Origin of the sequence: Odoribacter splanchnicus DSM 20712, from assembly GCF_000190535.1 — a bacterium.
In the GTDB taxonomy this organism is placed as follows: domain Bacteria; phylum Bacteroidota; class Bacteroidia; order Bacteroidales; family Marinifilaceae; genus Odoribacter; species Odoribacter splanchnicus.
Genome location: NC_015160.1, coordinates 1,169,505 through 1,196,040, shown reverse-complemented (window position 1 = coordinate 1,196,040; position 26,536 = coordinate 1,169,505). Strand labels below are relative to the sequence as shown.

Genomic DNA, 26,536 nt, shown 5'->3' with positions numbered 1-26,536 from the left:
ATTGGTATTAGTACTTGAATTATGTCGTGGTGGAATAACTGGTATGTGAGTTTTTTGAGTTGGCGGGTACGCCATATCAAAGAAAGGAATTTTATCGTCATCCTGAGTCTTCTGGTAGGTATTATCACCGGACTGGCCGGGGTATTCCTGAAAAATTCCGTCCATTATACCCACCAGTTTCTGACCGAGCGTTTGCAGATAGATAGCGGAAGTTTGTTGTTTTTTATTCTTCCTTTTATAGGGATTTGGTTGACCTCCCTGTTTGTTCGTTATTTTGTGAGGGAAGATATCAGTCATGGAGTGACAAAGGTATTATATGCGATTTCCCGGCGTAATAGTATGATCAAACCTCATAATAACTACTCCTCTATGATTGCCAGTACAATTACGATTGGCTTTGGAGGATCGGTGGGAACGGAAGCGACGATTGTACTGACCGGTGCTTCCATCGGTTCGAATATGGCCCGTTTTTTCCACATGAACTACAAGGTGATGACCTTGATGATCGGGTGTGGGGCAGCCGGGGCTATCGCCGGAATTTTCAAAGCTCCGATTGCCGGTATCGTATTTACCCTGGAGGTACTGATGCTGGATCTGACGATGGCTTCCTTGGTGCCTTTGATGATTGCTGCCATTTCATCTTACGTTATTGTATATTTTCTGATGGGCGAAGGGGTGGTCCTCGAATTCGCCGTACACGAACATTTTGCCTTGGCTAATGTGCCGTATTATATTATTCTGGGGATATTGTGTGGATTGGTTTCTGTATATTTTATCCGGACGAATATCCGAATCGAGAAATTTATTACCGGGATAAAGAACCAATTCAAAAGAATTTTGGTAGGAGGAGCATTATTGGGCTTGCTGATCTATATTTTTCCGCCTCTCTACGGTGAAGGATACTCTTCTTTGGAAGCTTTGCTGACCGATAATGCAGATGCACTGTTGAACAATACCTATTTTTTCGATTTCCGGAACTATGCATTCGTCGTTGTTTTGTATGTGATCGGTTTGGTATTTATCAAAGTAGTAGCTACAGCTTTCACCAACGGTAGTGGGGGGGTTGGAGGTGTTTTCGCTCCCAGTTTGTTCACTGGGGGAGTTACCGGATTCCTGATTGCTTACCTGATCAATATGACCGGAGTGATCACGGTTCCTGTCAGTTATTTTGTATTGGCAGGTATGGCCGGGGTGATGTCGGGTGTCATGAATTCTCCGTTGACAGCTATGTTCCTGATCGCTGAGATTACCAGTGGCTATAGTTTGCTGGTGCCCTTGATGATAACCTCGGTGACGGCCCATTTAACGGGGCGGGGCATGGAGCCTTACTCTATTTATGCACGTCGGCTGGCTATGAAAGGAGATCTGATTACCCATAATAAAGATAAAGCCGTGCTGACTTTGATGAAGCTGAATAAAGTCATCGAGACCGACTTACAGACGATATCCATAGAGGCTACTTTGGGGGATCTGGTGAAAAAAGTTTCCCGTTCCAGTAGAAATATTTTCCCGGTGATCGATGAAAACGAAGCATTGCTGGGGATTGTATTGCTGGACGATATCCGTAAGATCATGTTCAATCAGGATTTGTACAATGTCACCTTTGTCCGCGACTTTATGACAACTCCACCTACGATTGTCGATGTGACGGATTCGATGGACCTGGTTATGAAAAAATTTGAAGATACAGGAGCCTGGAATTTACCTGTGATCGAGGAAGGAAGATATATCGGGTTTGTTTCGAAAGCAAAGATATTCAACACTTACAGAAGGGTGCTTCAACATTTTTCCGACGAATAATAGAATCATATGGATCAACATTCAAAATTGGGGTATCGGGAAGGACTCGTTTCCGTTATTCTGAATCTACTCTTGTTTGTTTTAAAATATTATGCCGGTATTGCATCGGCCTCGCTTGCTTTGATTGCCGATGCCTGGCATACCCTTTCGGATTCCCTGACTTCTTTGGTCGTAATTCTTGGAATTAAATTATCCTCGAAGAAACCGGATAAGGAGCATCCGTTCGGACACGGCCGCTGGGAACAAATCTCTGCATTGATTATCGCTATTCTGTTGGCTTTGGTCGGAGTAGAGTTTATGAAAGACGCTATCGCAAAATTGAGGGGACATGAGGCGGCTGATTTCGGCTGGTTGGCTTATCTGGCTACGGTTGCTTCGATTGTCTTAAAAGAAGGATTGGCCCGCTATGCTTTTTATATCGCCCGTAAAACCGGTAACGCTGCTGTAAAAGCGGACGGATGGCATCACCGGAGCGATGCTTTATCGTCACTGATGGTTTTGGCCGGACTTTTTCTCAGCCCCTATTTCTGGTGGATCGACAGTGTATTGGGTATGTTGATATCTTTCATGTTATTCTATGCCGCCTATGGGATTATTCGCGAAGCAGTAAATAAAATTTTAGGAGAAGAACCTTCGGAAGAAGTGATCGGGAAAGTAGAACAGATCGTGAAAGCTGAAATGGGAAATGTGGCTTATCCGCATCATTACCACATTCATCATTATGGGGACCATATCGAATTCACTTTTCATATCCAAGTGCCCGGGGAAGAGACCGTGGAGGAAGCTCATAGAAAAGCTACCCTTATCGAAATGCAGATAAAAACAGAATTGAAGATCGATGCGACTATCCATATCGAACCCTTGAAAATGTAACTTTATAAACCCTTCTATCGTTGTAAAACTAGATTATAAATCACCCGCTAACCGGCTCTGTCAGGAGAAGCAGGGGAGATTAGATGTGGAAATCGCAAATCTAAAATTGGGGGCTACTATTAATTTAGTTGTTTTATACTTGTATATTACCAAAAAAAACTTACTTTTGCGAAAATTTTATGGGAACGCTAAAAAAACTATATAGCTATGTATTGGACACTGGAACTTGCTTCAAAATTGGAAGATGCACCATGGCCTGCATCTAAAGATGAATTAATCGATTACGCAATTCGTTCGGGAGCGCCTATGGAAGTTATCGAAAATCTTCAGGATATAGAGGATGATGAAGAAATTTTCGAAAGTATTGAAGACATTTGGCCTGACTATCCCAGTAAAGATGATTTCTTCTTCAACGAGGACGAGTATTGACGGCTTATAAGTAAGCTAAATTATTAAATTACAGCGCGATAAACAATGAAAATTTGTTTGTCGCGCTGATGTTTTATGGTGTTATATGGTGCGGTTTGTTTGTCTAAATTGCGGTTTTTCTTCTCAAAAACTGGGTTTGTTTGTCTAAAATACATTACCTTTGCTTCTCCTCAGGAATATTGAATTGGGAGGAAAAGCATATGGGAAGACCGAAAAGACTATATCCATTGGGCAAATATCGCCTTCGCACGCCGAAAGTGGTTGACAAGGAAAAAGCCTATCCTGTCGAGTTGGAATACACTTGGAACAGGCAGGTAATCCGTAAGACAACGAATGTCTTTGTCAAGGTTGCGGACTGGAACCAGAACGGTAATCAGGGACGAGGTGAAATACGTGCAAGTCATGGCGGTGAATCCAAACGACTTAACCAGTTATTGCTGGCACGTGTTGAACGTATAGATTCGCTACTTGCCGAATATAACGAAAAACATCCTAATCAGATAACCGTTGATGTCGTATCCGGCTTTCTTGCGGACAAACCTCTTGCGCGTCGTGATCAAGGGAAGGACTTCGTAGAGTTTACATTGGAACGTCTTTCTTCAGACTATGCAAGAAACAGAATCGGAAGGAGCCGGTATGAAAACGGAAAGAGCTGCATGAATATATTCCAGACATTTCTGAGGGCTACCCGACAGGGAACCTATCGTTCTGACAGTATTTATGTAGGCGATATGACTCCGGAGCTGTTAGACAGCTATATATCATGGCGCAGGGAAATCAAGCAGAACAGTGATGCCACTATCAACCACTCTTTGACTCCGATTCTAAAAGCGTGTGCATACGCCTGTGAAATGGGGATGATGGAACCTGCCGTCAATGCAAGGATTCAGGATATGCGCATTGTAACTAAGGTATCGCTTTCTGAAGAAGAAGCAGAGTTTGACGGCAAAAGTCTCAGTAAGGAACAGATGGCGGCATTGCTTGAATATTACAAGACCTGTACAGAACCGCGCAGAAAAGAATTTCTGGAAATGTTCTTCTTTGCGTTCCACGCCTGCGGTCTCCGTGTAGTGGATGTGATGACCCTGCAATGGAAACATATCGACTTCGCAAGGAAAGAGTTGCGGAAGATTATGATAAAGACAAACAAACGACATGTCATACCGCTTACTGAACCTGCATTACATATCTTACAGCAATGGCGGGAAAAACGTGAGGGATGCCGGTATGTGTTCAACCTTGTAAAAGAGACTTTGGATTTGGATGATGCGGAGGCACTGTACAAAGCCCGTAACAATGCCACTAAATGCATTAATCAGTCACTGGCCGTTGTCGGTGAGCAGATCGGCCTTCCGTTCAGTCTCTCGATGCACGCTGCCCGTCACTCGTTTGCGGTTTTTGCGCTGAACAAGGGATTATCCATGTCGGTAGTCAGCCGTCTGCTCGGACATAGCAGCACGGATATTACAGAGAAGGTTTATGCCCGTTTCCTGCCGGAGACGCTGTCGGCGGAGGTGGCAAAACTAAGCGGAGAATTAATCAACTTGACTATATAATCACTGTGAAAAGATAAAGAAACATGATATCATTGCCATTTCGAGTTGCATGTATCCTGATAGCAGGATTCCTTATTGTACTGGCTGTAACCTATATATACAAGTTAAACAGCCGTAAGGTATTCTGGGGTGTAGGGCTCACTGCCATTATCGGTATCCTCATCCTTCTTGGATTAGGGGTGCTTCGTCCATCTTGGGGAACAGAAACCGGCACGGCTGTCATTGTGGGAATCAGTACCGCTATCGGATGTGCAATAACGCTGATATATGCAGCAGAGGACTTGCATCAAAAGAAGCGAATTAAGGGAAAGAAAATCACAGAAACTGAATCTGTGCAAGAAGATATGGTTCCAGATCGCCATAAAGTGACTTTACCGTCTCGGCTTGATACTGAATTGGCAAGAAAGATCTTTGATAAAGCCATTGAAGAAGAATATATCATTATCAACGATGACCATTATGAATGGACTTTGAACAAAGTCCTTCTTGCATATATGTGCGGACGTATCTATTGCGAAGATTATCCTGAAAAAACAATATATGATGAGAAGATGTACTGGATGCCTGGCAGAGTGGAATTATTTCCGGGTACTGAATTAGATAAGTTATTTAACATGAAAGATTTGACCCAATCAAGGCATACTCGAAAAAACAAAGCTGCGCCTACAGGATTTGAGAAAATTGACAAGTTATTTGAGTAGCCAATGTGCTACTCTTTTTTTGTTTGACAAGCAGCAGGTTATAAGCTCATCACCTCCGTGTTATATACAACTCTAACACGATCTCTAACATAGTATCTAATTCATTCTAACACCAAGATTCCTAAGGAGTTTGAACCTTTGCATCGTGCTTTTGGTACGATGTGCACAGTCGTATCATAGCACGTAAACCCGGCTTACAGTCCGAGTGTGCATAAGGAAGGTTAAGCCATAATACGATAAACTATGGCTCAAAAATTAAATGGAGAAAAGAAACTATGCGACCGGGAACTGCTTGAAAAGATTCTCAGCATAGTAGAGAAACAGGAGAAACTGCCGCCTCTGGCTCATGAAAGTGGGCATCGTCTTTATGATAACAAGTCTTTGATGGAGATGTTGAACATTAAAGATAAGTATCTGAAAAAGTTGCGAGACAACGGTTATCTCGGCTACTCGCGTGAAGGTGATAAATACTGGTACACGCAGGAGGATGTGGATCGTTTTCTGCGCCGTTTCCATTATGAAGCTTTCGCTATTGGTGATGAACTTCCCAAACAGGAAGGAGGTGGCTATGTTTGACACCATTCATTTGACCAACATGCTTCGTTCGGAAGTAGAAGACATTCCGGAAACAGGTCTTCCGTTAGATGCCTTCCCGGACAGGATACAGGAGATTATCCTCAATCTTGCCAGATACGAAAATTTCAATGTGGAATATACTGCGTCTATTATTCTTTCCGCTGTTGCTACTGCAATAGGAAATTCTTGTCATATCCGTATAAAGGGCGAGTGGAAAACTTGCCCATCCCTTTATATGATGTTGGTAGGTCGTCCCGGACTTGGAAAGACTCCTCCCCTCGGTTTTATCTATAAGCCGATTAATGAGTATGATGATCGGCTGCATGAGAAATATAACGAGGAATATGACGAATATGAAAGAGCCATGTCAGCAGGCAAGCGCGGAAGTGACGGGGAAGAACAACTGCTCAAGAAACCGAATTTTGTAACGACGGTCATTTATGACTCTACCCCGGAGGCGATGATGAATATTCATCAGCATAATCAGCGTGGGATAACATTGGTCGTCGATGAAATCCTGGCTTTGTTCAATTCCGTCAAAAGGTACAACAGCAAAAACAACCTCATTGAAGATCTGCTGACAGCTTATAGCGGACAGCCGTTAAAGATTATCCGCAAATCAGAATCACGTCCTGTTCTAATCAAGAATCCATGTATAAATGTCATCGGTTCAGTACAGACGAATATGCTGCAGGAAGTCTTCCGTGCAGAGTTCCTTGCCAACGGATTGCTTGACCGCTTTCTATTTGCTTATCCAAAAAACAGGAAGATATCCGGATGGAGACGGGAAGAACGGAATACAGCCCGTCCTGACATCATGAATCAATGGAGGACAATAATCAACAGAATCTTAAGCATCTCCTGTATCCTTGATGACAAGGGTACAACGGTCAATCCCCGTATCCTTACAATGTCTGACGATGCGGAAGAATACTTTTATGAATGGTACAATGAAATTATCGATGCTGTAAATGCCATTGAGGATGATGCGGATGTTGAAAGCCGCAAGATGAAACTCAACGGCCATGTAGCACGTCTTGCCCTGTTATTTCAGGTAATGAAATGGGCTACTGACAGTGGAGATATGCAATATATTGAGTGGGATTCCGTAGAATCGGCAATCCGTATGATTGATTATTATGAGGAAACATACCGGAGGATTCAGGAAGCCATTGTCATAAACAGTATCGGCGAAATGAAGGAAGCGTGGCTCTCCCTGCTAGGAGAGAGATTTACTTCCGGGGATGCTGTCATTGCCGGTAGAAAAGTTGATATGTCCCGGCGTACCGTCTATTATGCGCTTGACCAATTATGCCGGCTTAAACACCCTCTTATAGAAAAGCTTCAGCATGGAGTCTATCGCAAACTTATGACAGAAAACACTGATGCACCTTGCACTATTGCACTTTCATCTTGTCAAGATACCGTGCAATCTTCTCAAAGTGCAAAAGTGCAGAGTGCAACCACACTAAAATCAGAGGACCATGAGTGAATACAGATTCCATTTACAGAAATACCTGCACGGAAGTAAGACTACTTGTCCGAACTGTGGTAAAAGCCGATGTTTTGTCAAGTATATTGATGAACAGGGCGTCATTAGCTTTCCCGATAATGTCGGCAAGTGTGATCACGAGAACAGTTGCGGCTATCATTACACACCTAAGGAATACTTCAAGGATAATCCTGATGTGTTGGAAATGAATGAGAAATCTGGTAAGTCACTCCTTTCTGCCCCTTATAAGCCGGCATATAATATTCCGGCTTGTATTATTCCTTCGTATATTTCATCATCTTATGTGTTAAGGAGTTTGTCACATTATTCAATCAACCCCTTATATCAGTATTTCTGTCATGTATTTGGTGAAAATGAGACAAGCAGATTGTTTGAAATGTATCGCATAGGGACGTCTTCAAAATGGGGAGGCGCAACGGTTTTCTGGCAGATAGATATAAATGGACAGGTAAGAACTGGTAAGGTAATGTGCTATAATGCGGAGACAGGACATCGGGTTAAAGAGCCTCAGGCTTTTGTCAGTTGGGTGCACTCTGAATTAAAATTGCAGGATTTCCATTTAAAGCAGTGCCTGTATGGGGAACATCTTCTGAAAAATTCATCATCTCCGGTAATGCTGGTGGAAAGCGAAAAGACCGCTGTTGTAATGAGCCATTTTATCCCCGATTATATATGGTTGGCAACAGGTGGAAAGAACGGTTGTTTCAATAGTGAAGCTATGCAGGTTCTCAAAGGCAGGGAGGTTACTCTCATCCCTGATTTAGGAGCGACCGAACAATGGAAAGAAAAGTCTGCTTTGTTGTCTGGAATATGCAAACGGGTTGTTGTGTCCAATGTTTTGGAATGTACATCCGATGAAGAGCAACGCAGCCAAGGATTGGACATTGCAGACTTCTTTCTGTATTCACCATCAAAGAGACAGATACTCCATCAGATGATACAACGTAATCCAGCATTGCAGTTGCTCATTGATGAACTGGATCTGGAACTTATTGAATAGTAAAGGAACTTGTTCCGAGGATTTATAGAAAGTCCTTAACACAATAAGGACTTTTTGCCTGGCGGCAATAAAATCCGGTCATTGTCCCGCAGAGCGGACTGGCACAAGAGCAAGCTCAAATATTAATCATTTATCAAAAGAATATCCTATATGAACACAGATATTAAACAGGCCATGCATGTCGAAGCCGGGAAGTCATTCGGCACAGCAGAGGCGAATGAAAACGAAAGGCATTGGAATGACGACAAGATTGACAGAAAGAATCAGGATCCGACCAATCACTATGACAAGACCCGAATGAAACTGAATTTCGAGATTGGGCCCGATGGGAAAGTTCATCCGTTAGGCTATCAAGAGAAATCGCTTGAAGTACGTTTGCAGGAACGGTTGACTGAACTGGGCTGGAAACCCTTCAAGCTGGACAGCAAAATTCAACCAAACTGTTGTGCGAAATTTATCTTCGGAGGCAATCATGACCGTACACTTGAGATGGCATTTGGAACCCAAACCGTAAATCTGGACAAGGGTGCAGACAACAGCCATCTCCAGCGATGTCCAGAAATTGAACAATGGGCAAAAGATGTCTATGACTGGTGCGCCAAACGGTACGGACAGGAAAACATAATCGGCTTTCAGGTTCATCTTGATGAGAGCAGCCCGCATATCCATGCCTTGATCGTTCCTGTCGGACAACGAGCCAAAAGCGGACGTGAATGCGTCATGTGGTCGGCTAAGTTTGGCAAGAGCCGTTATGGGTATGGCCATATTCTTCGGGAAATGCACACCTCACTATATGAAGAGGTTGGGAGCAAGTACGGGCTGGAACGTGGTGACAGTATTGAAGGACGGAACGTCAGCCATCTTAGTAAACGCGATTATATCCGGAAACTGGCCAAAGATGCGAAACAGGCGGAGAAAGCAGTCAAGGGGCTGCAAACTATGATACGGAGGTTGGAAGCACAGATATTCAGGTCTCAATCCCAACTTGAAGAAATTGAGAAGTCTCTGGTTTCCGGCAAAATCGCTCTTCAGGAATATGAAATTCAAAAGACCAGGATACAAAAACAGATTTCCGAATACCAGTCAAAGCTTGAAGACAAGGCATGTAAGCTTCAAGAAAAGGAGCAGGAACTGGAGAAGATGACAAAGAATATAGACCGTGTCGGTAGAGTGGCGCAACCTTTCCGTAATCACAAGATAGATTTTGAGCCGCCACGGATCACAGGTAAACCTCCGATATTCGGTGTTGACAAATGGATTGAGGTGCAGAACAGGTCTATCGCCAGCCGATTCGTGAAGATTGTCCGTCAGATTGAAGAACTGTATCGGAAAGATGCCGAACAGCAGATACAGGCGGTGCAGAATAATGCGTTGCTGGACTATCGGGAGCTTAAATGGTTGCAACAGGAGTATGTACGACTGACGGATCTCAACGATAATCAGACTGAACAAATGCAGACATTTCTTGACCAGTTGGCTGAGCCGTCTGTACGGGAAAGAATCTTCACCATCGCAGATGCTTTGATTTGCGGACAGCCTGTCGCTGTTTCATCCGGCGGTGGTGGCAACTCCGACTCAGACCTTCGCTGGGACGGAAGAAGGCCGGATGAGGAGGAAGAGGCGTATCGGAGAAGGTGTCTGATGTTTGCGGTAGTAACAGTATGTAAGCAGCAAACGAAAAGTTATCGAAGGAAATAATTATAATTCGCCAAATTACCAAGCAAAAATAGGCCAAATTACCAAATGGATTTCGTCCAAACTTCCAAATTTGTATTGCAATTTATATGATTCATAAACTATTTCCCTATCTTTGCAAAAACTATGTATCTATGGAATATAAAAATCGAATAGCAGATAAATTATTGCGTGATAAGTTAGAGGCAATGGGTGCTGTTTTAATTGAAGGTCCAAAAGCTTGTGGTAAGACGACTACGGCTGAACAACAAGCTAAAAGCATCATCTATATGGACGACCCGGTAAAGCAAGAACAGTATAAACAGATGGCACAAACAAATATCCGTTTTTTGCTTGAAGGAGAAACTCCACGTTTGATTGATGAATGGCAACATGTTCCTCAGTTTTGGGATGCCATTCGGTTTGAAGTTGACCATAGAGATGACGATGGTCAGTTTATGCTTACAGGATCTGCAGTTCCAGTTGATATGAAAGAAATTCATCATACTGGAACCGGAAGATACGGATGGCTTACTATGCGTCCTATGAGTCTTTGGGAGTCAGGAGAATCTACAGGAGAGGTTAGTTTGTCGGATTTGTTTCTTACTCCTGACAGAATAGGAGCATTAAATAAACTGACCTTACCAATGCTTGCATTTGCCGTTTGTCGTGGCGGATGGCCTAAGTCTCTGCAAAAGAAAACTGAAAAGGCAGCATTATCGCAAGTAACGGAGTATTATAAAGCCATTACAAATAGTGATATATCGCGAGTAGATAACGTAAAAAGAGACGAGGAGCGAGCAAAGAGAATAATGCGTTCATATGCCAGACATCAGGGCTCTCAAGCAAGCATAGCAACGATTCTTGCTGATATATCAACAAATGAGACAGGAAACATCAGCGATGAGACAGTAGGAGCATACCTTACTGCTTTACGAAAAATATTTGTGATAGAAGATATGCCGGCATGGAATCCAAATCTGAGAAGCAAAACAGCAGTGCGCACATCTGACACAAGATATTATGTAGATCCTTCATTGGGAGTTGCTGCTTTGGGACTTGGGCCTAATGACCTGATTAATGATTTGAATACATTCGGATTGTTTTTTGAGACGATGTGTATCCGTGATCTTCGTGTTTATGCGGATGCTTTAGATGGTTCGGTTTACCATTATAGGGATAAAAATGGTTTGGAATGTGATGCTGTGGTGCATTTGCGTAATGGTGCATATGGTTTAATTGAGATAAAATTAGGCGGAGAAAAACTTATTGAGGATGGTGCTAAAACATTAACTGCACTTACCAATATTATTGACACCTCCCGAATGAAGGCACCTGCATTTTGTATGGTACTAACTGGTGTAGGAGACTTTGCCTATAGACGGACTGATGGAATCTATGTTGTTCCTGTTGGATGTTTGAAAGATTGATTGTGGGTAAAAGCGGTTATAGGTAAGCCGAATGTTCCATCATGCCTAAAGCAATATCTTACATCATAGGGAATCTGATCGATAATTATACAAGATGGTTCACACAAGAAGGTTGATTTAAATTTCATGTTTAGGTCTTGCCTTAATTAGGTAATGGATGTTGTAAAATGGCATAGTGACTTAATGACCAAATTGGCTGAAGGTCAAATTAATTGTCAAAATATGTATAAAACACTACTAGCATAGAATAATTAGAAAGTAAATATATGAATAAGCAGAAACTTGCAAATAAAATATGGGCGTCGGCGAACAAGATGCGTTCGAAGATCGATGCCAACGAATACAAAGATTATATCCTTGGTCTTATTTTCTACAAGTTCCTCTGTGACAACGAGGAGCAATATCTTCGTAAGGATGGATGGACTGACGAGGATATGCCTTTTCTTGTTGAAGACTATGAAGATGCTAATGCAAAGGATACTATTGAGTACTGTAAGAACAATATCGGATACTTTATCGAGTATAAGTATCTGTTCAGTACATGGTTGAAGCCTGATTCTATGTTTAATGTGGCAGACCTGAGTGCTGCACTTAACAATTTCGACCGTTTGGTAAGTGCGAACTATCGCTCTGTCTATGAAAAGATCTTTTTGACTTTGCAAGCCGGTCTTAGTAAACTTGGAGAGAATCCAGCTTCGCAAACTCGCGCACTAAAAGACCTCATAAAACTCATTAAGGATATTCCTACTGTTGTTTTCCGAAGCTAAAGTTGGCAATGTGCCAGCATATAAAGAGAAGAAAAGTCCTTTGCAACGTGTTGTTCAAATACTTAAACGTCACCGTGACTTAATGTTTAACGGCGATGAAAGCAAGCCAATCTCTATTATTATCACAACACTAGCAGCACGTGCTTACAACAAGGAAACAGATGTACTTGATGCGTTGGTAAACGTAGTCAACAGCATGGAGAGATATATCGAACATGAACCAAATACCGATCTGTGTATTGTGCGTAATCCCGTAAATCCTGATGAGAACTTTGCCGACAAATGGGTAGAAACACCGCAGAAACAGTTAAACTTCTTTGCATGGTTAAAACAAGTAAAGCAAGATGTGGAGCAAATCATTGAAAAAAGAGGCGGTTTGCAATTAATTGCTGAGTCGATGAATAAACCTTTCGGTAGAGATGTAGTGCAGAGGACTTTTAGTGCGATTGCCGACAATCAGCGTAAGAACAGAGATAATAACACATTAAGAGCTACGATAACAGGTACTTTAGGAATTGTTGGTACAGTTGTAAAAGCTCATACATTCCATGGAGACGAATAAATGCAAAGAGAAAAGAAATTTACAAAAACACATCAGAAGGCTTTTTTGCAACAAGCGTATCCCAATGGACACTTCTATGCAGAAACTCCAACGAGTTTCTGCTGGAAGTATTCCGTGCAACCATCCTCTTTAAGCGGAACCTATCAATTCAAGATTTGCTACAAAGAAGGAAAACATGTGGATGTGTTCGCTCTAGATAAGTTATCTCTGTGTGAAGGAGAAAAAGGATTGCCACATGTTTATAATACGGATAAGCAGCATCTCTGTATCTACCATCGTCCATCAGAAGAGTGGAATGCTTCGCACAAAATAACAGAAATTATTCCTTGGATTTCAGAATGGTTTTACTATTATGAAAACTGGCTTGTTACAGCCAAGTGGCTTGGAGGAGGAATCCACAGAGGAAAGAAAGAGTGATATTGTATTTAAGTATAATATAAGAGCCTTCTAATATCCACTATGATTGCTCAATCGAATACAAAAGTATTTGTTTGTCCACCATTTCCTCCCATCGCCTCAGACCGTCTCAGACGGTGCGGTTTGTTTGTGCAAATTTCATTGTTTTCTGCATAATATATTGATAATCAATATAGATAAATTTCTTCAACGAGGACGAGTATTGATACAAAAGACGCTAAAATGAGCTGAAACAATGAATTACGAAATGAAAGACCACTGCTAAACGGTGGCCTTTCTCGTTTTTACCTGCGGCATATTCCGGCATAACTGCAGGTCCGGCATTTCTTTTCGTTATCGGTTTGGCAAAAAGGATGTTCCGGGGAGAATAATTCTTCCAGTAACTGCCGGAGATGATCCGAAAATTCCTGCTGATAATACCGGAAATTTTGTATCAGCTCTTTATCACATTTTAACCGGAAATCATAATCTTTCCCGAACAACAGTTTGGTACTGTAAATTCCAGGGATCAGAGGCTGTTCGCTGGGATGAACATGATCGTACATCAGGCAATACACCATGGTCTGAAAAGCTGCTTTATTCCGGGTAGGATTTGCCGGATCGAAAACCGAAGCGATAGTTTTGAAAGCCGTCGTATCGGCTCCTGTTTTGTAGTCTATTACCCGGATGCCTTGATCGGTACGGTCTATGCGATCGATGAAACCTCCGACGAAAACTGTCTTTTCCTGGCCTTCGATACCGATTTTTACAGGCACGTGAAAACGGTTCTCCATAGCCAGCAACCGGAAAGGACATATCTTTTTATCGTAAGAAAACATCTCCCGGAGGTATTTTTTGATTACTCCCAGGATCAGTTCGTTGCTGCCGCTATCGATCAGCCTGGAAATTTTCGGGTCGTATACTTTTAGATAAGAACGGCGGATGTGTTCTTCGATCAGAGATCCGTTGGCCAGAATGGTATCGATGGCCGCTTTCGTGATTTCGCCTCCAGGTATCGTGGCATACAGTGATTCGGAGCATTCGTGAAAGATATTTCCCAAAAGACGGTGGTCCAGTTCTTCGGCCAGTTCTTCTTTCTCTTTTATTTGTGCTATGTATTTGAAATAAAATTTCAGGGAACATTCCATATAAGTGTTTAGGGCCGAAGGAGAGATCGTCTGATCCTCCGATCGGGTATACCGCTCCAGAATATGGAGTATCGGCGGGGTTTTACCGATTCTGATTTCTTTGGGATTTTGGGTAGAAATCGGGTTTTGGAAATTCCTTTCCGCTACGGTAAGTCCCGATTCATATTTGATTTGATAGAGAAAACGACTCATTTCCCCTCCGTTCATCCCTTTTACGCCTGAAGTATATAAAATATGAATGTCTCTGGAACGTTGTAAAAGCCGGTAAAAGTAATAGGCGAAAACAGCGTCCTGGTGTTCGGGGGTGGGCAAACGGAAACCGAATCGGAGGTTATAAGGAATAAACGAAGCGGGAAGTGTGGTTTTGGGTAAAATACCTTCGTTGGCCGAAAGGATGATCAGATGATTGAAATCCAGCATACGGGTTTCCATTAATCCCATCAGTTGTAAGCCTTCCAGAGGTTCTCCCGAAAAAGGAATACTGAGATTACCGATCACTTTATTGATGATTTGCATATAAAGTTTGTTCTCCGGCTCGATGCCCTCTTCTTCGAATGTATTTTGCAGGTTTTGGATTTGGGTATATACCGTAAAGACAAATTCTTTTTCGATAGGATCGGCTTCTTCTTTCAATACCGACCGGGTCAGCAAATTCAGGATTTTCAGTAGATATACAGGTATCTTTTCGTGCTGGTCGGAGGAAAAAATAGCTCGGGTGAGCTCATGAAAGTGTAAACTTTTTTCTATAACATAGACGATGTTCTTTTGATTGATATAGTTGGTGATCTGCTGAATCTCTTCAGGACATAGGTCTTTGATTAATTTGTGATTCAGCAGAGCGATGACCGGTTTGTAATAGTAGTAGGTGGTGTCGCCTTCCTGCCTGGCATAATTTTTTAAATCGCATAACATAGAAATGAGGGCCGCCACCGAAGTGTTGCGTGCCGGATACCCCATCGTAACATTGATTTTTGAGAAATACTCCGGAATCGAATGCATCACGGGAATCAGCATCTGTTCTTCACATAACACGATGGCTGTCTGTCGCGGATTCTCTTCCCGGAGACTTTCGGTCAGGGCAGGAAGAAGCTTGGCCTGACCGATCGTCGAGGGGACAGCCAGGTATTCGATGGTTTTGCCGTTGTATCTGAAGTTATTGAAATGTTCGATATCCAATTCGTTTGGAAACAGCTTTAGATTCTCCCGGATATAATGGCCTGCTTCCTGATGTTCATCAGCGGTATAATAAATATCGTAATCCCAGTAGAAACGGGCTATTCCCGAATCTTGCCAAAACGAAAAGATCTTTTTTTCACATAAGTTCAAAGCGTTGAAACCCGCGATTAATATATGTTCAGGATGGGCATAGGTTTCTATATGTTCACAAAAATACCGTTCGTTCATTCCTTCATAGCAGATTCCGGTTTCAGCCAGGTGAGTTTTGAAATGAGTATAGGTGGCATATAATTTATCCCACACTTTTAGGAATTCTTGTTGTTCCCGGCTGAATTTTTCCGGATTGAAGCTCTTCCAGAATCGGTGTATGGCCTTGATTTGTTCTTCGGTCAGATACGGAAAGTTCAAATCCAATTCTTTGAGTGCTATCAGATTAGAAAAAAGATCTTTGGCATCTACCAGGTATTTGTCGATATCGTCGAAATCAGCCAGTAGCATATTTCCCCAAAAATAGAAATCTTCGAATTTCTCGGAAGAACCTGATACGGCTGTATAAGATTTGTAGAGTTTGATAATTAAAGAAAGTGTTTCGGCTTTTTTCAGACCCGAATGCTTTTCGATGTATTCTGTCAAAGTCAGGATCTCCGGCATCCACACCGGACGGTCGATTTGGCGGGAGAGTTCTTCGGCCAAAAAGAGACCGGCTCTTTTATTAGGAAAAATAATAGTCAGATCGGCGAAATCCGTACCGTATTTCCGGATAATATCCTTTGCCAGTAACTGAAGAAAAGAAGCCATATATCGAATTAAAAGTTAAAGAGTTATTTGGGCTTATTGTATTTTGTTGTTATTTTTGTTGAATAGTCGGTAGGGACTACTGGTATCGGCAAATTTACAATTTATAATGATTAAAACAGCGAAAATAGGATAAACCTGAAAGTAAATAGATATGTTGAAAGATTTATTATTGAGAAATCGTAGCTATCGGCGGTTTGAGCAAGAGGTACGGATTTCAGAGGAAGAATTGACAGAATTGGTCGGTTTGACTTGTTTGTGTGCTTCCGCCCGGAATGCACAAGCCTTGAAATATGTAATTGTTCATGAGGAGGAAAAGTGTGCGGAGGTTTTTCCACAGCTGGCTTGGGCGGGATATCTGAAAGATTGGGACGGACCTGAAGAAGGAGAACGTCCGGCTGCTTACCTGATCCAGTTGTTAGATACCCGGATTGTTGAAAATTGTTTGTGCGATGACGGCATTCAGGCCCAGACGATTTTATTGGGAGCGGTAGAAAAGGGGTGGGGAGGCTGTATAATCAAGGCTTTCCGGAATGAAGATTTACGTCGTCTGTTTCACTTACCCGAAGAGCTGAAAATCAACTACGTGATTGCTTTGGGAAAACCGAAAGAAAAGGTGGTGCTGGAACAAATGAAAGGGGAGGATTATCGGTATTGGAGGGATGCTGAAGGTGGCCATCACGTACCTAAACGGGAAGCCGGTAGTTTGATTTATAAGATTGAAGTATGAAAATACTGTGTGCGGAATATAACGACGCCGGAGAGGTGGCTGTCGTACCGGTGGGGGATGATGTGCTGTTGAGGAATAACGGGGATTTTTATATACCGGATTATACACAACAGGTGAGCGGTGTGCCTCAGTTGGTTGTCAGAATTTGTAAGTTGGGAAAAAGTGTGGGAGAACGGTTTGCCGGCCGTTATTTTGAAGAGATCGGAGTCGGAGTCCGGTTTTATGCCGATTCGCTGGAGGAACAGCTGATTGCAAAAAAATTACCCGGGATCATGGCAGCCTCTTTTGACAGCTCTTGTGCTATCAGTGCTTTGATGGGTATAGAGGAAACCAGAGAGGCAAACTATGAAATGAAGGTGAACGGTGAAGCCGTTACTTCCGGGAATAAACAGCATTTACCGGTGGGCATTGAAAAATTGGTTGCTTTTGCGTCTGAGTTTCATACATTGAAAATCGGTGATTATCTGTTTTGCGGACACCCCTTCCGTTTCCGGGGACTCAGACCGGGCGATAAAGTGCAAATGACATTGGATGGAAAGACGATGCTGGATTTTAGAATTAAATAAATAACCATAATTATGAAAAAAAGATTTGTTGTATTAGGATTACTTCTGCTCTGTTTGGGTGGAAAGGCTCAGGATGCTTATGTACCGTCTCCTGAAAATCTGGAAGCCCGGAAAGAATTTCAGGATAGTAAATTCGGTATTTTTTTACATTGGGGGTTGTATAGTATGTTGGCTCAGGGAGAATGGGTGATGACGAACCAGAACCTGGACCACATGGAATACCGCAAGTTGGCTTCTGCTTTTTATCCTTCCCGTTTCGATGCGGCTGAATGGGTGGCTGCAATAAAAGCGGCCGGAGCGAAATATATTTGTTTTACTACCCGGCATCATGAGGGGTTTTCTATGTTCGATTCCCGGTTTACGGATTATAACATCGTCAAGGCGACACCTTTCGGCAGGGATGTTTTGAAGGAATTGGCAGAAGAATGTCATAAACAAGGGATAAAATTGCATCTCTATTATTCTCATCTGGATTGGGACCGGGACGATTATTATCCGTTGGGGCGGACCGGACGTGGTACGGGACGTACGACCCATGGAGAATGGAAAACGTATTATCAGTTTATGAACGATCAGATTACTGAGTTGCTGACCAATTACGGACCGATCGGTGCCATCTGGTTCGACGGTTGGTGGGATCATGATCAGGATCCCGGATTCGATTGGCAGTTGCCTGAACAATATGCCATGATCCATCGGTTACAACCGGCTTGTCTGATCGGTAATAACCATCATCAGGTACCTTTTGCCGGTGAAGATATTCAGATTTTTGAACGGGATTTGCCCGGAGAGAATAATGCCGGTTTGTCCGGACAGGACATCAGCCGTTTGCCGTTAGAGACTTGCGAGACGATGAATGGCATGTGGGGGTATAAAATTGTAGACCAGAATTATAAATCGGTGAAAACCTTGATCCATTATCTGGTGAAAGCTGCCGGTAGAAATGCAAACCTCCTGATGAATATCGGACCGCAACCTAACGGGGAATTGCCTGCTGCTGCACTCGAAAGACTGAAAGCAATCGGAGAGTGGACGAAGCAATATGGAGAGACGATTTATGGAACACGGGGGGGAGATATCAGTCCCAGAGATTGGGGGGTAACGACCCGCAAAGGAGATAAGCTGTATGTACATATTCTGAATTTGCCTGATAAAGGATTGTTTTTGCCTTTGACGACGGGGAAAGTGAAAAGTGCTGTCGTATTTAAAGACCGGAAACCGGTGAAGTTCTCACAAGATAAGAATGGGGTAGTTTTGGAGTTGGCTGAAGTGCCTGCCGAGCTGGATTACGTGATCGAATTGACCATAAAATAATAGACAGATAGTTGTATGCGACGTCAGGATTTTAAAATAGAGGTTTGTACTAATTCTGTGGAGAGTGTGAGGGCTGCTCTTGCAGGTGGGGCGGACCGGATAGAGCTTTGTGCCGGAATGCCGGAGGGAGGAACGACTCCTTCGTATGGTGAGATTTGTTTAGTAAGAGAGTTGATGCCCGCAGGGATGCATGTGATCGTGCGTCCACGAGGGGGCGATTTCCTATACCGGGAGGATGAACTTGAAGTGATGTACAGGGATATAGAAATGGCACGAAAACTGGGTGTCGATGGAGTCGTTTTGGGTTGTCTGACCCGTGAAGGAGAAGTGGACGAAGGCGTTATGAGAAAATTAATGGCTGCTTGCGGAGAAATGTCGGTGACGTTTCACCGGGCTTTCGATATGTGCCGTGATCCTTTTCAGGCTTTGCAGACGATCGAAAAGCTCGGGTGTGCACGAATTCTGACTTCCGGACAAAGTAATTCTGCTGAAACCGGCCTGCCTTTACTGAAAGAATTGGTGGCCCGGGCCCGGAACGTAATTATTATGCCCGGGTGTGGGGTCAATGCGGCTAATGTGCGGAAGATTGCCGAAAGCACCGGTGCCTTCGAATTCCATCTTTCTGCCCGTATCCGCCTAGGGAGCGATATGGTTTATCGCAATCCGGCCGTTTCAATGGGAGGTACGGTGCAAGTGGATGAGTACGGACGTGAGGTAAGTAGTAGCGAGAAGGTGGAGGAAGTGATCCGGAGGCTGGTGTACTGACGACTTGAAGGCCTGAGATAATGTAGGTTTGTTCTGTTACTTATTCGTCTGCGGTGTTCGTGTTCGGAGACCCGGTCGCTTCTGTCGGTCATCTGGCTTTTTCTTTCACTGACCGGCGGAACTCGCTTCGCTCAGACACCACCGGTCGGTCGTTCAGAAAAAGCAAGACGACACTCGCCAAAGCTCCAATGGTCCCCGAACACGAACACCGCAGACTCCCGTTATCACTGCATGGAAAGCTAATCTTGATTTGGAAAACAGGAACACTATGAAACAGAGGTTTTCTGATTTCTTTTCCTTCTCCTTCCTTTGAACTGTAGTACAAACAGAAGATGCAGGGATTTGTGGCGGAAGACCATTGGAGCAGGAACGAGGATCCGGTTAGGTTTTCCGAACGTCCGACCGGTGGTGTCTGACGAGCTTGCGAGGAGTTCCCCCGGTCAGTGAAGGAAAGCCTTACCGGATCGTTCCAGGCGAACCGGTCTGACGGCATAAAACCTGGAATCGAATAGAAAGAAAAATATAAACCTGTGTTTTAACTATAATTTATGTATCGTTTTCATCAATTGTTCTCCTAATCCGATCGTATAGCCTTGGGAGATAAAAACGATCCGGTTGAACGTATCGGCGATGACGAAAATCGGCAGATTGTCATGCGATAGTTTCATATTTTCCTGAATCATTTTTTGTATCGTCTGATTTTGGTCTACTCCTAAAGTAATAGTACCGGGGAGATTCGGAAATTCTGTGGGATGAAAACTTTTTAACTGTTTTTCATCCGGGAAAAGCAATACCATGCCTCGTCCCCATGTCTCGAAATCCTGTTTTAAAGCCGCTATATCCCGTAAGGCGTGGTTCGTCGGTTCCTGACCGGCCCCTAGTATACCGATAATGAAATATCCGCGTCCGGTGGTTTGCAGGATACTCTGAGGGGCAGAGCTATTTGCCGGAAGGAAGAAAGCTTCCGAATTCAAACTGCCGATCACTTTCACTTCATCCGGATTTTCCCGCATGATGAGTTCGGTTGTGGTCGTTTTTCCTTCTTCGATATTGAAAAATGTCGTGTTACTCAGTACACCGCCGCTGGCTAACCGGGTACCGGTAACCAGCATATAGTATCCGGTGTCCAGGGACATCGGACGCTTTAAGAGGTTCTCCCAATTACTACTGTTGTCTTCGGGAAAAGTCAATAGTTGAAATGTTCCGTTATGATATTTCGAAAGGGTGAAATGAGAATAATATAAGGGATTGGTGAGTGCTTTTACAGGCTTGTAAGTGGCAACCAATTTCCCTTGTGGAATATTTGCTTCGGTTGTGGCAGTGAAATCGACGTCCTGCCATTTACCGTCGGTTCCGGCATATTGGGTTTTACCGGTTACTTCGTCGATACGTGAGGCTATACCCAGACTCCTCAAAACTGCTACATAAAAAATAGCTCTGGAATGCTGGTCGGCAATCCGGGAATTCCAGACTCCTTGAGGCATCATCGGAATATGCTGCGGATTCAGTTCGTCCCGGATTGAAATATTTTTAATACACCATTGGGTCCAGAAGGAAGGGTTTTCCCTGATTTTTTCGGCTAACCCGGGAGATATCGCTTTTTGAAAAAAGTCTTTATAAGCAGTAAGCATTTCATTGGCTATTCGTGGATTCAGGATATACGCGTCGAATAAGGGATTTTCAGATACCGGCGTGTGTTGCAGGTGGTCTTTGAGTACGGCTTCGGGAGTATCACGCAGGTCTTTGTCAGAAATCACTTGCAATAATTGCAACGCCTGAACTCGCTGAGCTTTCGGTGTATGGCGCAGGAAACCGAGTATCTGGTCGTGGTTACCCCGGCTGGCAATAAGAAGTTTCGTCAAAGGGGCTGAAGGTAAACCTAATTCATCGGCGATGTCGTCAGCTTGTCCGGCATGTATAAAAGTGGCTGTATAGGCATTGCGGATCGAATCTTCCATTGCCATCCGGCGGGTGTTCTCTGCCCGTTGTTCCGGGGTAACGATAACCGGGTTGACATGCTCGGCCGGAGGTACGATGTCGAGTGCTAGGGTACTTACCTCCCCGGCTTGTTTATCCAGGATGATGGTGATTGCAGCATCTTTTGCAAAAGAGAGTTTGCCGTATCCGAATCGTTCGCCGTCGGTGGCCCAGACCAGCATATCTCCTTTTCCGGCTGATAAAGAGGCTTTGCCTTGGTCATTTGTCGTTTTAGATGCTACGGTGTAAAACTCTGCGTAATTATATAGTTTAAAATCGACTTGTGCATTTTTTACCGGTTGGTTATCCGGCGTTGTGACGGTAACTGTTGCCTGTGTCGTCGGGGCATAATTGCCGATAACATTGATTTCGGTATAACCGGAGGTTCGGCTCATGACTTCTTCCGGGCCGTTGTAGCGACCGAATACTTTGGTGTGCATCAGCATCCCCCGGCTCGCCGGTGCATTGAACCAGCCTAAATCCAATACCGGTTCCGGTTCGCAAGCTCCCAGAAAATGCCATTGTCCGTCTACCCAGGCTTCTACCCAGGCATGGTTATCGTCGGTATGCGCCCAGCGGGGAGTATAAACCTGACGTGCCGGGATTCCTACAGAACGGAGAGCGGCAACCAGAAAGGTCGATTCTTCACCACAACGTCCATAGGCGGTTTTAACCGATGCTAAGGGCGAACTGGTGCGGGAATCAGAAGGAGTATAGATCACTTTCTCGTGACACCAGTGGTTGACTTCGAGTATCGCATCGTAAAGTGAAAGATTTTTTACCCGCTCTTTCAATTCCTCGTAAAATACTTTCCGCGATTCGTCCAGGTTTTCGTTATTGACCCGCACCGGTAAAACAAAGTGGCGGAATTCCCGTTCAGGAACCCGGTTACCCCAAGGCATTTCCTGTCTGGTTTTCAATGCATATCTGACATTCATCAGATAATAATCCCCGCTATAGTCGGTGATATCTCCGATGGGCATGTAGGCATAGAGAAACATCAGGGCTTCACGTTCTTCGGTAGTCAATGAGGTTGTAAATATCCGGAACAGGTCCCCGTGGGGGAGGGCTTTTTGTTTGTCTTCGAAATCACGGGTCACTGTTGCCAATTCCGATTGATCCGAGAATAAATGCCGCTCTTTACAAGATAAGGTAAGCAATAGAAAAAAAACTAATGCCAGTTTGAATGTAAGATTCATAGATCGTTTTTTAGATTAAGTTTGTATTTAGCCGAATGAATAATAACCCCCAAAATTAATCAAAAGGAAACGGTGACAATACAGTCTTAAACCGTTTTAACTGCTGTCACCGTTATTACTGTTTTAACCGTAAACCCTTACTTGATATTGATGTTATTGTAGAGGAAACGTTTAATCTTATGTGTCGGTGTTTTTTCAAAGGGTTCATGCTGTACCAGCACTAATTGAAGCTTGGAAAAATTGTTTACCCTTGAATTTACATATTCGAATAATTCTTTTTTCTGCTCTTCTATATAGTCATTGATAGCGGTTTTGTAATTTCCGGCCTGGCTTTTTATTTTTTGGACTTGTTTTTCCAGTTCTTCCATATTGAAATGTACCATAGCCACTAATTTCCCTTTGGATTCTACAACCAGCGATTCATTGACAAAACGGAAATTATTGATGATCGATTCGATTTCTTCGGGATAGATATTTTCACCGGAAGAACCTAATATCATGGTTTTGATTCGTCCGCGGATCGAAAGCCGCCCTTTGCGATCGAAAGAACCTAAATCTCCGGTCTTAAACCAGCCGTCTTCGCTGAATACTTCCTGAGTTAATTCCGGTTTTTTATAATAGCCTTTCATAACATGGGGACCTTTGATCCAGATCTCTCCCTGGCCGGTCTTATCCGGTTCGTTGATTTTGATTTGCACCCCTTCCATGGCAGGACCTACGCCCTGTAAGAAAGTTCCCCGGGGAGCAGAACCTGCAGACATCGGAGAAGTCTCTGTCAAACCATAACCGATGGCATAAGGGAATTTAGCCTCTCTGAGAAAACGTTCTACTACAGGATCTATTTTCGAACCACCGATACCGAAGAAAACGATTTTTCCTCCGAAAGTCTGCATCAGTTTTTTTCCGGCCAGCCGATTGAATAATTTCCGGGTAGGCCCGAAATTGTATAAGGTCTTCATCAAGGCAGACGAAGTAAATTTAGGCAATACCTGGGTTTTATATATTTTTTCGATGATCAAAGGTACGGATAACATAACCGTAGGCCTTATCTTCTGCATGGCAGGTACCAATAATTTAGGTGTCGGTACACGGTCCAGATAATAAATCTGAGCCCCGAACATTATCGGTAATAACAGGCCCAGGGTATTTTCGTAGGTATGGGCCAAAGGTAAAATGCTGAGAAAACGGTCTTGGGTACTTACAGGTTGGATCGTAGCACATTGCCGCGCATCCCAAACCAGATTACGGTGAGTTAATTCCACTCCTTTGGAAAAACCTGTGGTCCCTGACGTATAGATGATCGAAGCCGTATCTTCTTCTTCTACTTGTATTGCAGGAAGGGGAGTCAGGTTATTCAGACCGATATTGTTCTCCAGTTTGTCGATCGCTTCTACCGGATAGTCTTCCGGAATCCGGGCGAAAGTATTCATCAGAATCTTTTGTTCCAGATAACTCGTCTTTATATCGGCGACTAATTTATAAAGCAATTTAGATACAAAGATGATTTTAGATTCCGAATGTTCTAAAATATTTTGTATTTCTATACTGCTGAAACCCGGAAGAACCGGTACTGCAATAGCGCCGATCCGGGCAATAGCAAATTGAGTAATACCCCAATTCGGCATGTTAGCACTTAAAATTGCTATTTTATCACCTTTTCGAATGCCGGATGAAAGAAGATAATTAGCTATCGAAGTTACTTCGTTATAGAAGTCCTGGTAAGTTCGTTTGCCACTTTGAACAAAGTTCAAAGATAAATTGTTCTTGAATTTGGAACAGCTGTTAGAAAGGAGTTCCGGTAAAGTCAATTTCTTTAAGAGCATTATATTTAATAGTTGCAATTTGCTCACAAAGTTACACAAAAATCTTGAATTCAATATTGAAAAATGCTAATAATTCTAAGAGAATAAAACGTAAATTGTTAAAAATGAAAAACTTTATTTGAAGAAATCCTGTCGGAGGAGTCTGGTGGAAACCTGGAATTAAATCGGTTTATAAAGTTCATAAGTTTATAAAGTCGGTAACTTATGCGGGCGTAAAAAAGCGCCTGCAGGGGGAACACATAAAAAAGAGTCCCGGAGGACTCTTTTTTTATTTAGCAGGAATGTTTTTCAAAGTAGCTTTGAGGTATTCCCAGAATTTTCCGACCGAGGCGATGTTTACCCGTTCGTCCGGAGAGTGAGGAGAGCAAATGGTCGGACCGAAAGAGATCATATCCCAATGGGTATATTTAGAACCCAGAATACCACATTCGAGTCCGGCATGAACAGCCATAACAGCAGGTTTCTTACCGTATAATTGTTCATAAATCTCCTGCATTTCTTTTAAAATAGCAGAATCCGGATTGGGTTTCCAGCCTGGATAATCGCCGTCGAACATGATTTTATCTGCTTTGGCTAATTCGAATACTGCCTGAATGGTTTGTGCCAAGGCTTCTTTGGCTGTTTCTACCGAAGAACGAAGCAAGGTGTTGATGATAATTTTTCCTTGTTCTGATCTTACAATGGCCAGGTTATTTGAAGTCTCTACCGTATCGGGCATCGAATCGATCATCCGGACAGCTCCGTTCGGGCAAGCCAGAATGGAATTGGTCAGACGGAACTGGGTACATTCGTCTATTACGGAGGCCGGTAGCTCACAAGCTTCGGCGGTTACTTGCAGGGTAGGCTCCTTAGCACTTAATTCGGCTTTATAAATTCCTTCAGCTTCTTTAATAGCTGCCTGTAATTTTGTTTCGTTGGCAGCCGGAATGACGACGAGGGCAAAAGATTCACGCGGAATAGCATTCCGAAGTGTACCTCCGCTGACAGAAGCTATGCGAATACCTAATTCTGCTGCATAAGTTTTCAAAAAACGGAATAACAATTTATTCGAGTTACCTCTTCCCAGGTTGATGTCCATCCCGGAATGGCCTCCTTTCAAACCTTTGATCCCCAAACGGAAAGCTTTGACTTGTGCTGGTACAGCTTCTTCCTTGTAATTAAATTCGATCGTAGAATCAAGACCACCGGCACAACCTACATAAAGTTCTCCTTCCGTTTCTGAGTCGAGATTTAACAAGATGTCGCCTTTTAATACACCCGGTTTTAAACCGTTAGCACCGTCCATACCGGTTTCTTCGGTAGCTGTGATCAGCACTTCCAGTGGACCGTGAGGAATGTCGGTCGCCGTAAGCATAGCCATACCGGCAGCAACTCCCATGCCGTTGTCAGCCCCCAGAGTGGTGCCTTTTGCCCGTACCCATTCTCCGTCGACATAAGCTTGGATCGGATCTTTTTCGAAATCATGGTCCGTATCTTCATTTTTTTGAGGTACCATATCCAGGTGGCCCTGAAGAATCACTCCCTTGCGGTTTTCCATACCCGGAGTGGCCGGTTTTCTCATAATAATATTCCCCACCTCGTCTATCTCTGCCTCGATATTGTTCTCTTTTGCCCATTCGAGCATAAATTTACGGGCTTGTTCTTCGTGGTTGGAAGGACGGGGGACTTGAGTCAATTTGTAAAAATTCTGCCAGATAGCAGTCGGTTTTAAGTCTTTGATTGAGTTCATATTTAAATTTTTAGGTTGATTTTTTCTTTATTGATTA

General features: G+C 43.3%; 22 protein-coding genes. 17 read left to right on the top strand and 5 right to left on the bottom strand.

The annotated features are described in order from the left end of the window. Positions 1 to 21 precede the first annotated feature (21 nt). From ODOSP_RS05010 to ODOSP_RS04950, 13 genes are all read left to right on the top strand, one after another. Positions 22 to 1,800 carry a chloride channel protein gene (locus ODOSP_RS05010; RefSeq protein ID WP_013611301.1) on the top strand — a complete coding sequence of 593 codons (1,779 nt, stop codon included), beginning with the start codon at positions 22 to 24 and terminating at the stop codon, positions 1,798 to 1,800. Positions 1,801 to 1,809: 9 nt separating this feature from the next. Then, entirely contained in the window at positions 1,810 to 2,673 is an 864-nt protein-coding gene (locus ODOSP_RS05005; protein ID WP_013611300.1) for a cation diffusion facilitator family transporter, read from the top strand. A gap of 207 nt (positions 2,674 to 2,880) precedes the next feature. Next, complete coding sequence (locus ODOSP_RS05000; RefSeq protein ID WP_009135471.1) at positions 2,881 to 3,102, top strand: DUF2795 domain-containing protein; 222 nt, start codon at positions 2,881 to 2,883, stop codon at positions 3,100 to 3,102. A 200-nt stretch (positions 3,103 to 3,302) separates the two neighbouring features. Further along, positions 3,303 to 4,658 (top strand): site-specific integrase, encoded by a 1,356-nt coding sequence (locus tag ODOSP_RS04995; RefSeq protein WP_013611299.1) that lies wholly within the window; start codon positions 3,303 to 3,305, stop codon positions 4,656 to 4,658. Positions 4,659 to 4,681: 23 nt separating this feature from the next. Then, positions 4,682 to 5,359 (top strand): hypothetical protein, encoded by a 678-nt coding sequence (locus ODOSP_RS04990; RefSeq protein ID WP_013611298.1) that lies wholly within the window; start codon positions 4,682 to 4,684, stop codon positions 5,357 to 5,359. Between the two features lie 243 nt (positions 5,360 to 5,602). Continuing rightward, positions 5,603 to 5,935: a helix-turn-helix domain-containing protein gene (locus ODOSP_RS04985; RefSeq protein WP_013611297.1), complete on the top strand. Its 333-nt coding sequence runs from the start codon at positions 5,603 to 5,605 to the stop codon at positions 5,933 to 5,935. Continuing rightward, positions 5,928 to 7,427 (top strand): DUF3987 domain-containing protein, encoded by a 1,500-nt coding sequence (locus tag ODOSP_RS04980; RefSeq protein ID WP_041556414.1) that lies wholly within the window; start codon positions 5,928 to 5,930, stop codon positions 7,425 to 7,427. Before ODOSP_RS04985 ends, ODOSP_RS04980 begins: the two co-directional genes overlap by 8 nt. Then, complete coding sequence (locus tag ODOSP_RS04975) at positions 7,420 to 8,448, top strand: DUF6371 domain-containing protein (protein WP_013611295.1); 1,029 nt, start codon at positions 7,420 to 7,422, stop codon at positions 8,446 to 8,448. Before ODOSP_RS04980 ends, ODOSP_RS04975 begins: the two co-directional genes overlap by 8 nt. A 150-nt stretch (positions 8,449 to 8,598) precedes the next feature. Next, on the top strand, positions 8,599 to 10,146 hold the full coding sequence (gene mobV, locus ODOSP_RS04970) for a MobV family relaxase (protein WP_013611294.1): 1,548 nt from the start codon (positions 8,599 to 8,601) through the stop codon (positions 10,144 to 10,146). Positions 10,147 to 10,277: 131 nt separating this feature from the next. Then, positions 10,278 to 11,552, top strand: coding sequence for an ATP-binding protein (locus ODOSP_RS04965; RefSeq protein ID WP_013611293.1), 1,275 nt, complete (start codon positions 10,278 to 10,280; stop codon positions 11,550 to 11,552). A 266-nt stretch (positions 11,553 to 11,818) separates the two neighbouring features. Further along, positions 11,819 to 12,319, top strand: coding sequence for a type I restriction-modification system subunit M N-terminal domain-containing protein (locus ODOSP_RS04960; protein WP_041556412.1), 501 nt, complete (start codon positions 11,819 to 11,821; stop codon positions 12,317 to 12,319). Between the two features lie 10 nt (positions 12,320 to 12,329). Continuing rightward, on the top strand, positions 12,330 to 12,881 hold the full coding sequence (locus ODOSP_RS04955; RefSeq protein WP_175315486.1) for a hypothetical protein: 552 nt from the start codon (positions 12,330 to 12,332) through the stop codon (positions 12,879 to 12,881). After that, positions 12,882 to 13,298, top strand: coding sequence for a hypothetical protein (locus ODOSP_RS04950; RefSeq protein ID WP_013611291.1), 417 nt, complete (start codon positions 12,882 to 12,884; stop codon positions 13,296 to 13,298). Positions 13,299 to 13,582: 284 nt separating this feature from the next. On the opposite strand, the gene ODOSP_RS04945 is transcribed toward ODOSP_RS04950, so the two are convergent. Further along, the gene (locus tag ODOSP_RS04945) at positions 13,583 to 16,399 is read right to left on the bottom strand and encodes a PD-(D/E)XK nuclease family protein (protein ID WP_013611290.1); all 2,817 of its coding nucleotides are present in this window, start codon (positions 16,397 to 16,399) and stop codon (positions 13,583 to 13,585) included. Between the two features lie 151 nt (positions 16,400 to 16,550). Here ODOSP_RS04945 and ODOSP_RS04940 point away from each other — a divergent pair, with 151 nt between their 5' ends. Genes ODOSP_RS04940 through ODOSP_RS04925 form a run of 4 tightly spaced genes read left to right on the top strand, consistent with a single transcriptional unit; the run spans position 16,551 to position 19,771 of the window. After that, a complete protein-coding gene (locus ODOSP_RS04940; RefSeq protein WP_013611289.1) occupies positions 16,551 to 17,126 on the top strand; it encodes a nitroreductase family protein in 576 nt (191 codons plus the stop codon). Beyond that, positions 17,123 to 17,692 (top strand): fumarylacetoacetate hydrolase family protein, encoded by a 570-nt coding sequence (locus tag ODOSP_RS04935; protein ID WP_013611288.1) that lies wholly within the window; start codon positions 17,123 to 17,125, stop codon positions 17,690 to 17,692. Before ODOSP_RS04940 ends, ODOSP_RS04935 begins: the two co-directional genes overlap by 4 nt. A 12-nt stretch (positions 17,693 to 17,704) precedes the next feature. Continuing rightward, the gene (locus tag ODOSP_RS04930) at positions 17,705 to 19,006 is read left to right on the top strand and encodes an alpha-L-fucosidase (protein WP_013611287.1); all 1,302 of its coding nucleotides are present in this window, start codon (positions 17,705 to 17,707) and stop codon (positions 19,004 to 19,006) included. 15 nt (positions 19,007 to 19,021) lie between these two features. Beyond that, positions 19,022 to 19,771: a copper homeostasis protein CutC gene (locus ODOSP_RS04925; RefSeq protein WP_013611286.1), complete on the top strand. Its 750-nt coding sequence runs from the start codon at positions 19,022 to 19,024 to the stop codon at positions 19,769 to 19,771. 88 nt (positions 19,772 to 19,859) lie between these two features. Here the strand turns inward: ODOSP_RS04925 and ODOSP_RS19605 are convergent, their stop codons facing one another. The 4 genes from ODOSP_RS19605 to ODOSP_RS04910 all read right to left on the bottom strand — a co-directional run bounded on the left by ODOSP_RS19605 (position 19,860) and on the right by ODOSP_RS04910 (position 26,499). Further along, on the bottom strand, positions 19,860 to 20,264 hold the full coding sequence (locus tag ODOSP_RS19605) for a hypothetical protein (RefSeq protein ID WP_013611285.1): 405 nt from the start codon (positions 20,262 to 20,264) through the stop codon (positions 19,860 to 19,862). A 46-nt stretch (positions 20,265 to 20,310) separates the two neighbouring features. Continuing rightward, positions 20,311 to 22,947: a transglutaminase-like domain-containing protein gene (locus ODOSP_RS04920; RefSeq protein ID WP_013611284.1), complete on the bottom strand. Its 2,637-nt coding sequence runs from the start codon at positions 22,945 to 22,947 to the stop codon at positions 20,311 to 20,313. A gap of 137 nt (positions 22,948 to 23,084) precedes the next feature. Continuing rightward, a complete protein-coding gene (locus ODOSP_RS04915; protein WP_013611283.1) occupies positions 23,085 to 24,770 on the bottom strand; it encodes an AMP-binding protein in 1,686 nt (561 codons plus the stop codon). Between the two features lie 268 nt (positions 24,771 to 25,038). Beyond that, positions 25,039 to 26,499 carry an aminoacyl-histidine dipeptidase gene (locus tag ODOSP_RS04910; protein WP_013611282.1) on the bottom strand — a complete coding sequence of 487 codons (1,461 nt, stop codon included), beginning with the start codon at positions 26,497 to 26,499 and terminating at the stop codon, positions 25,039 to 25,041. Between the last annotated feature and the right edge of the window lie 37 nt (positions 26,500 to 26,536).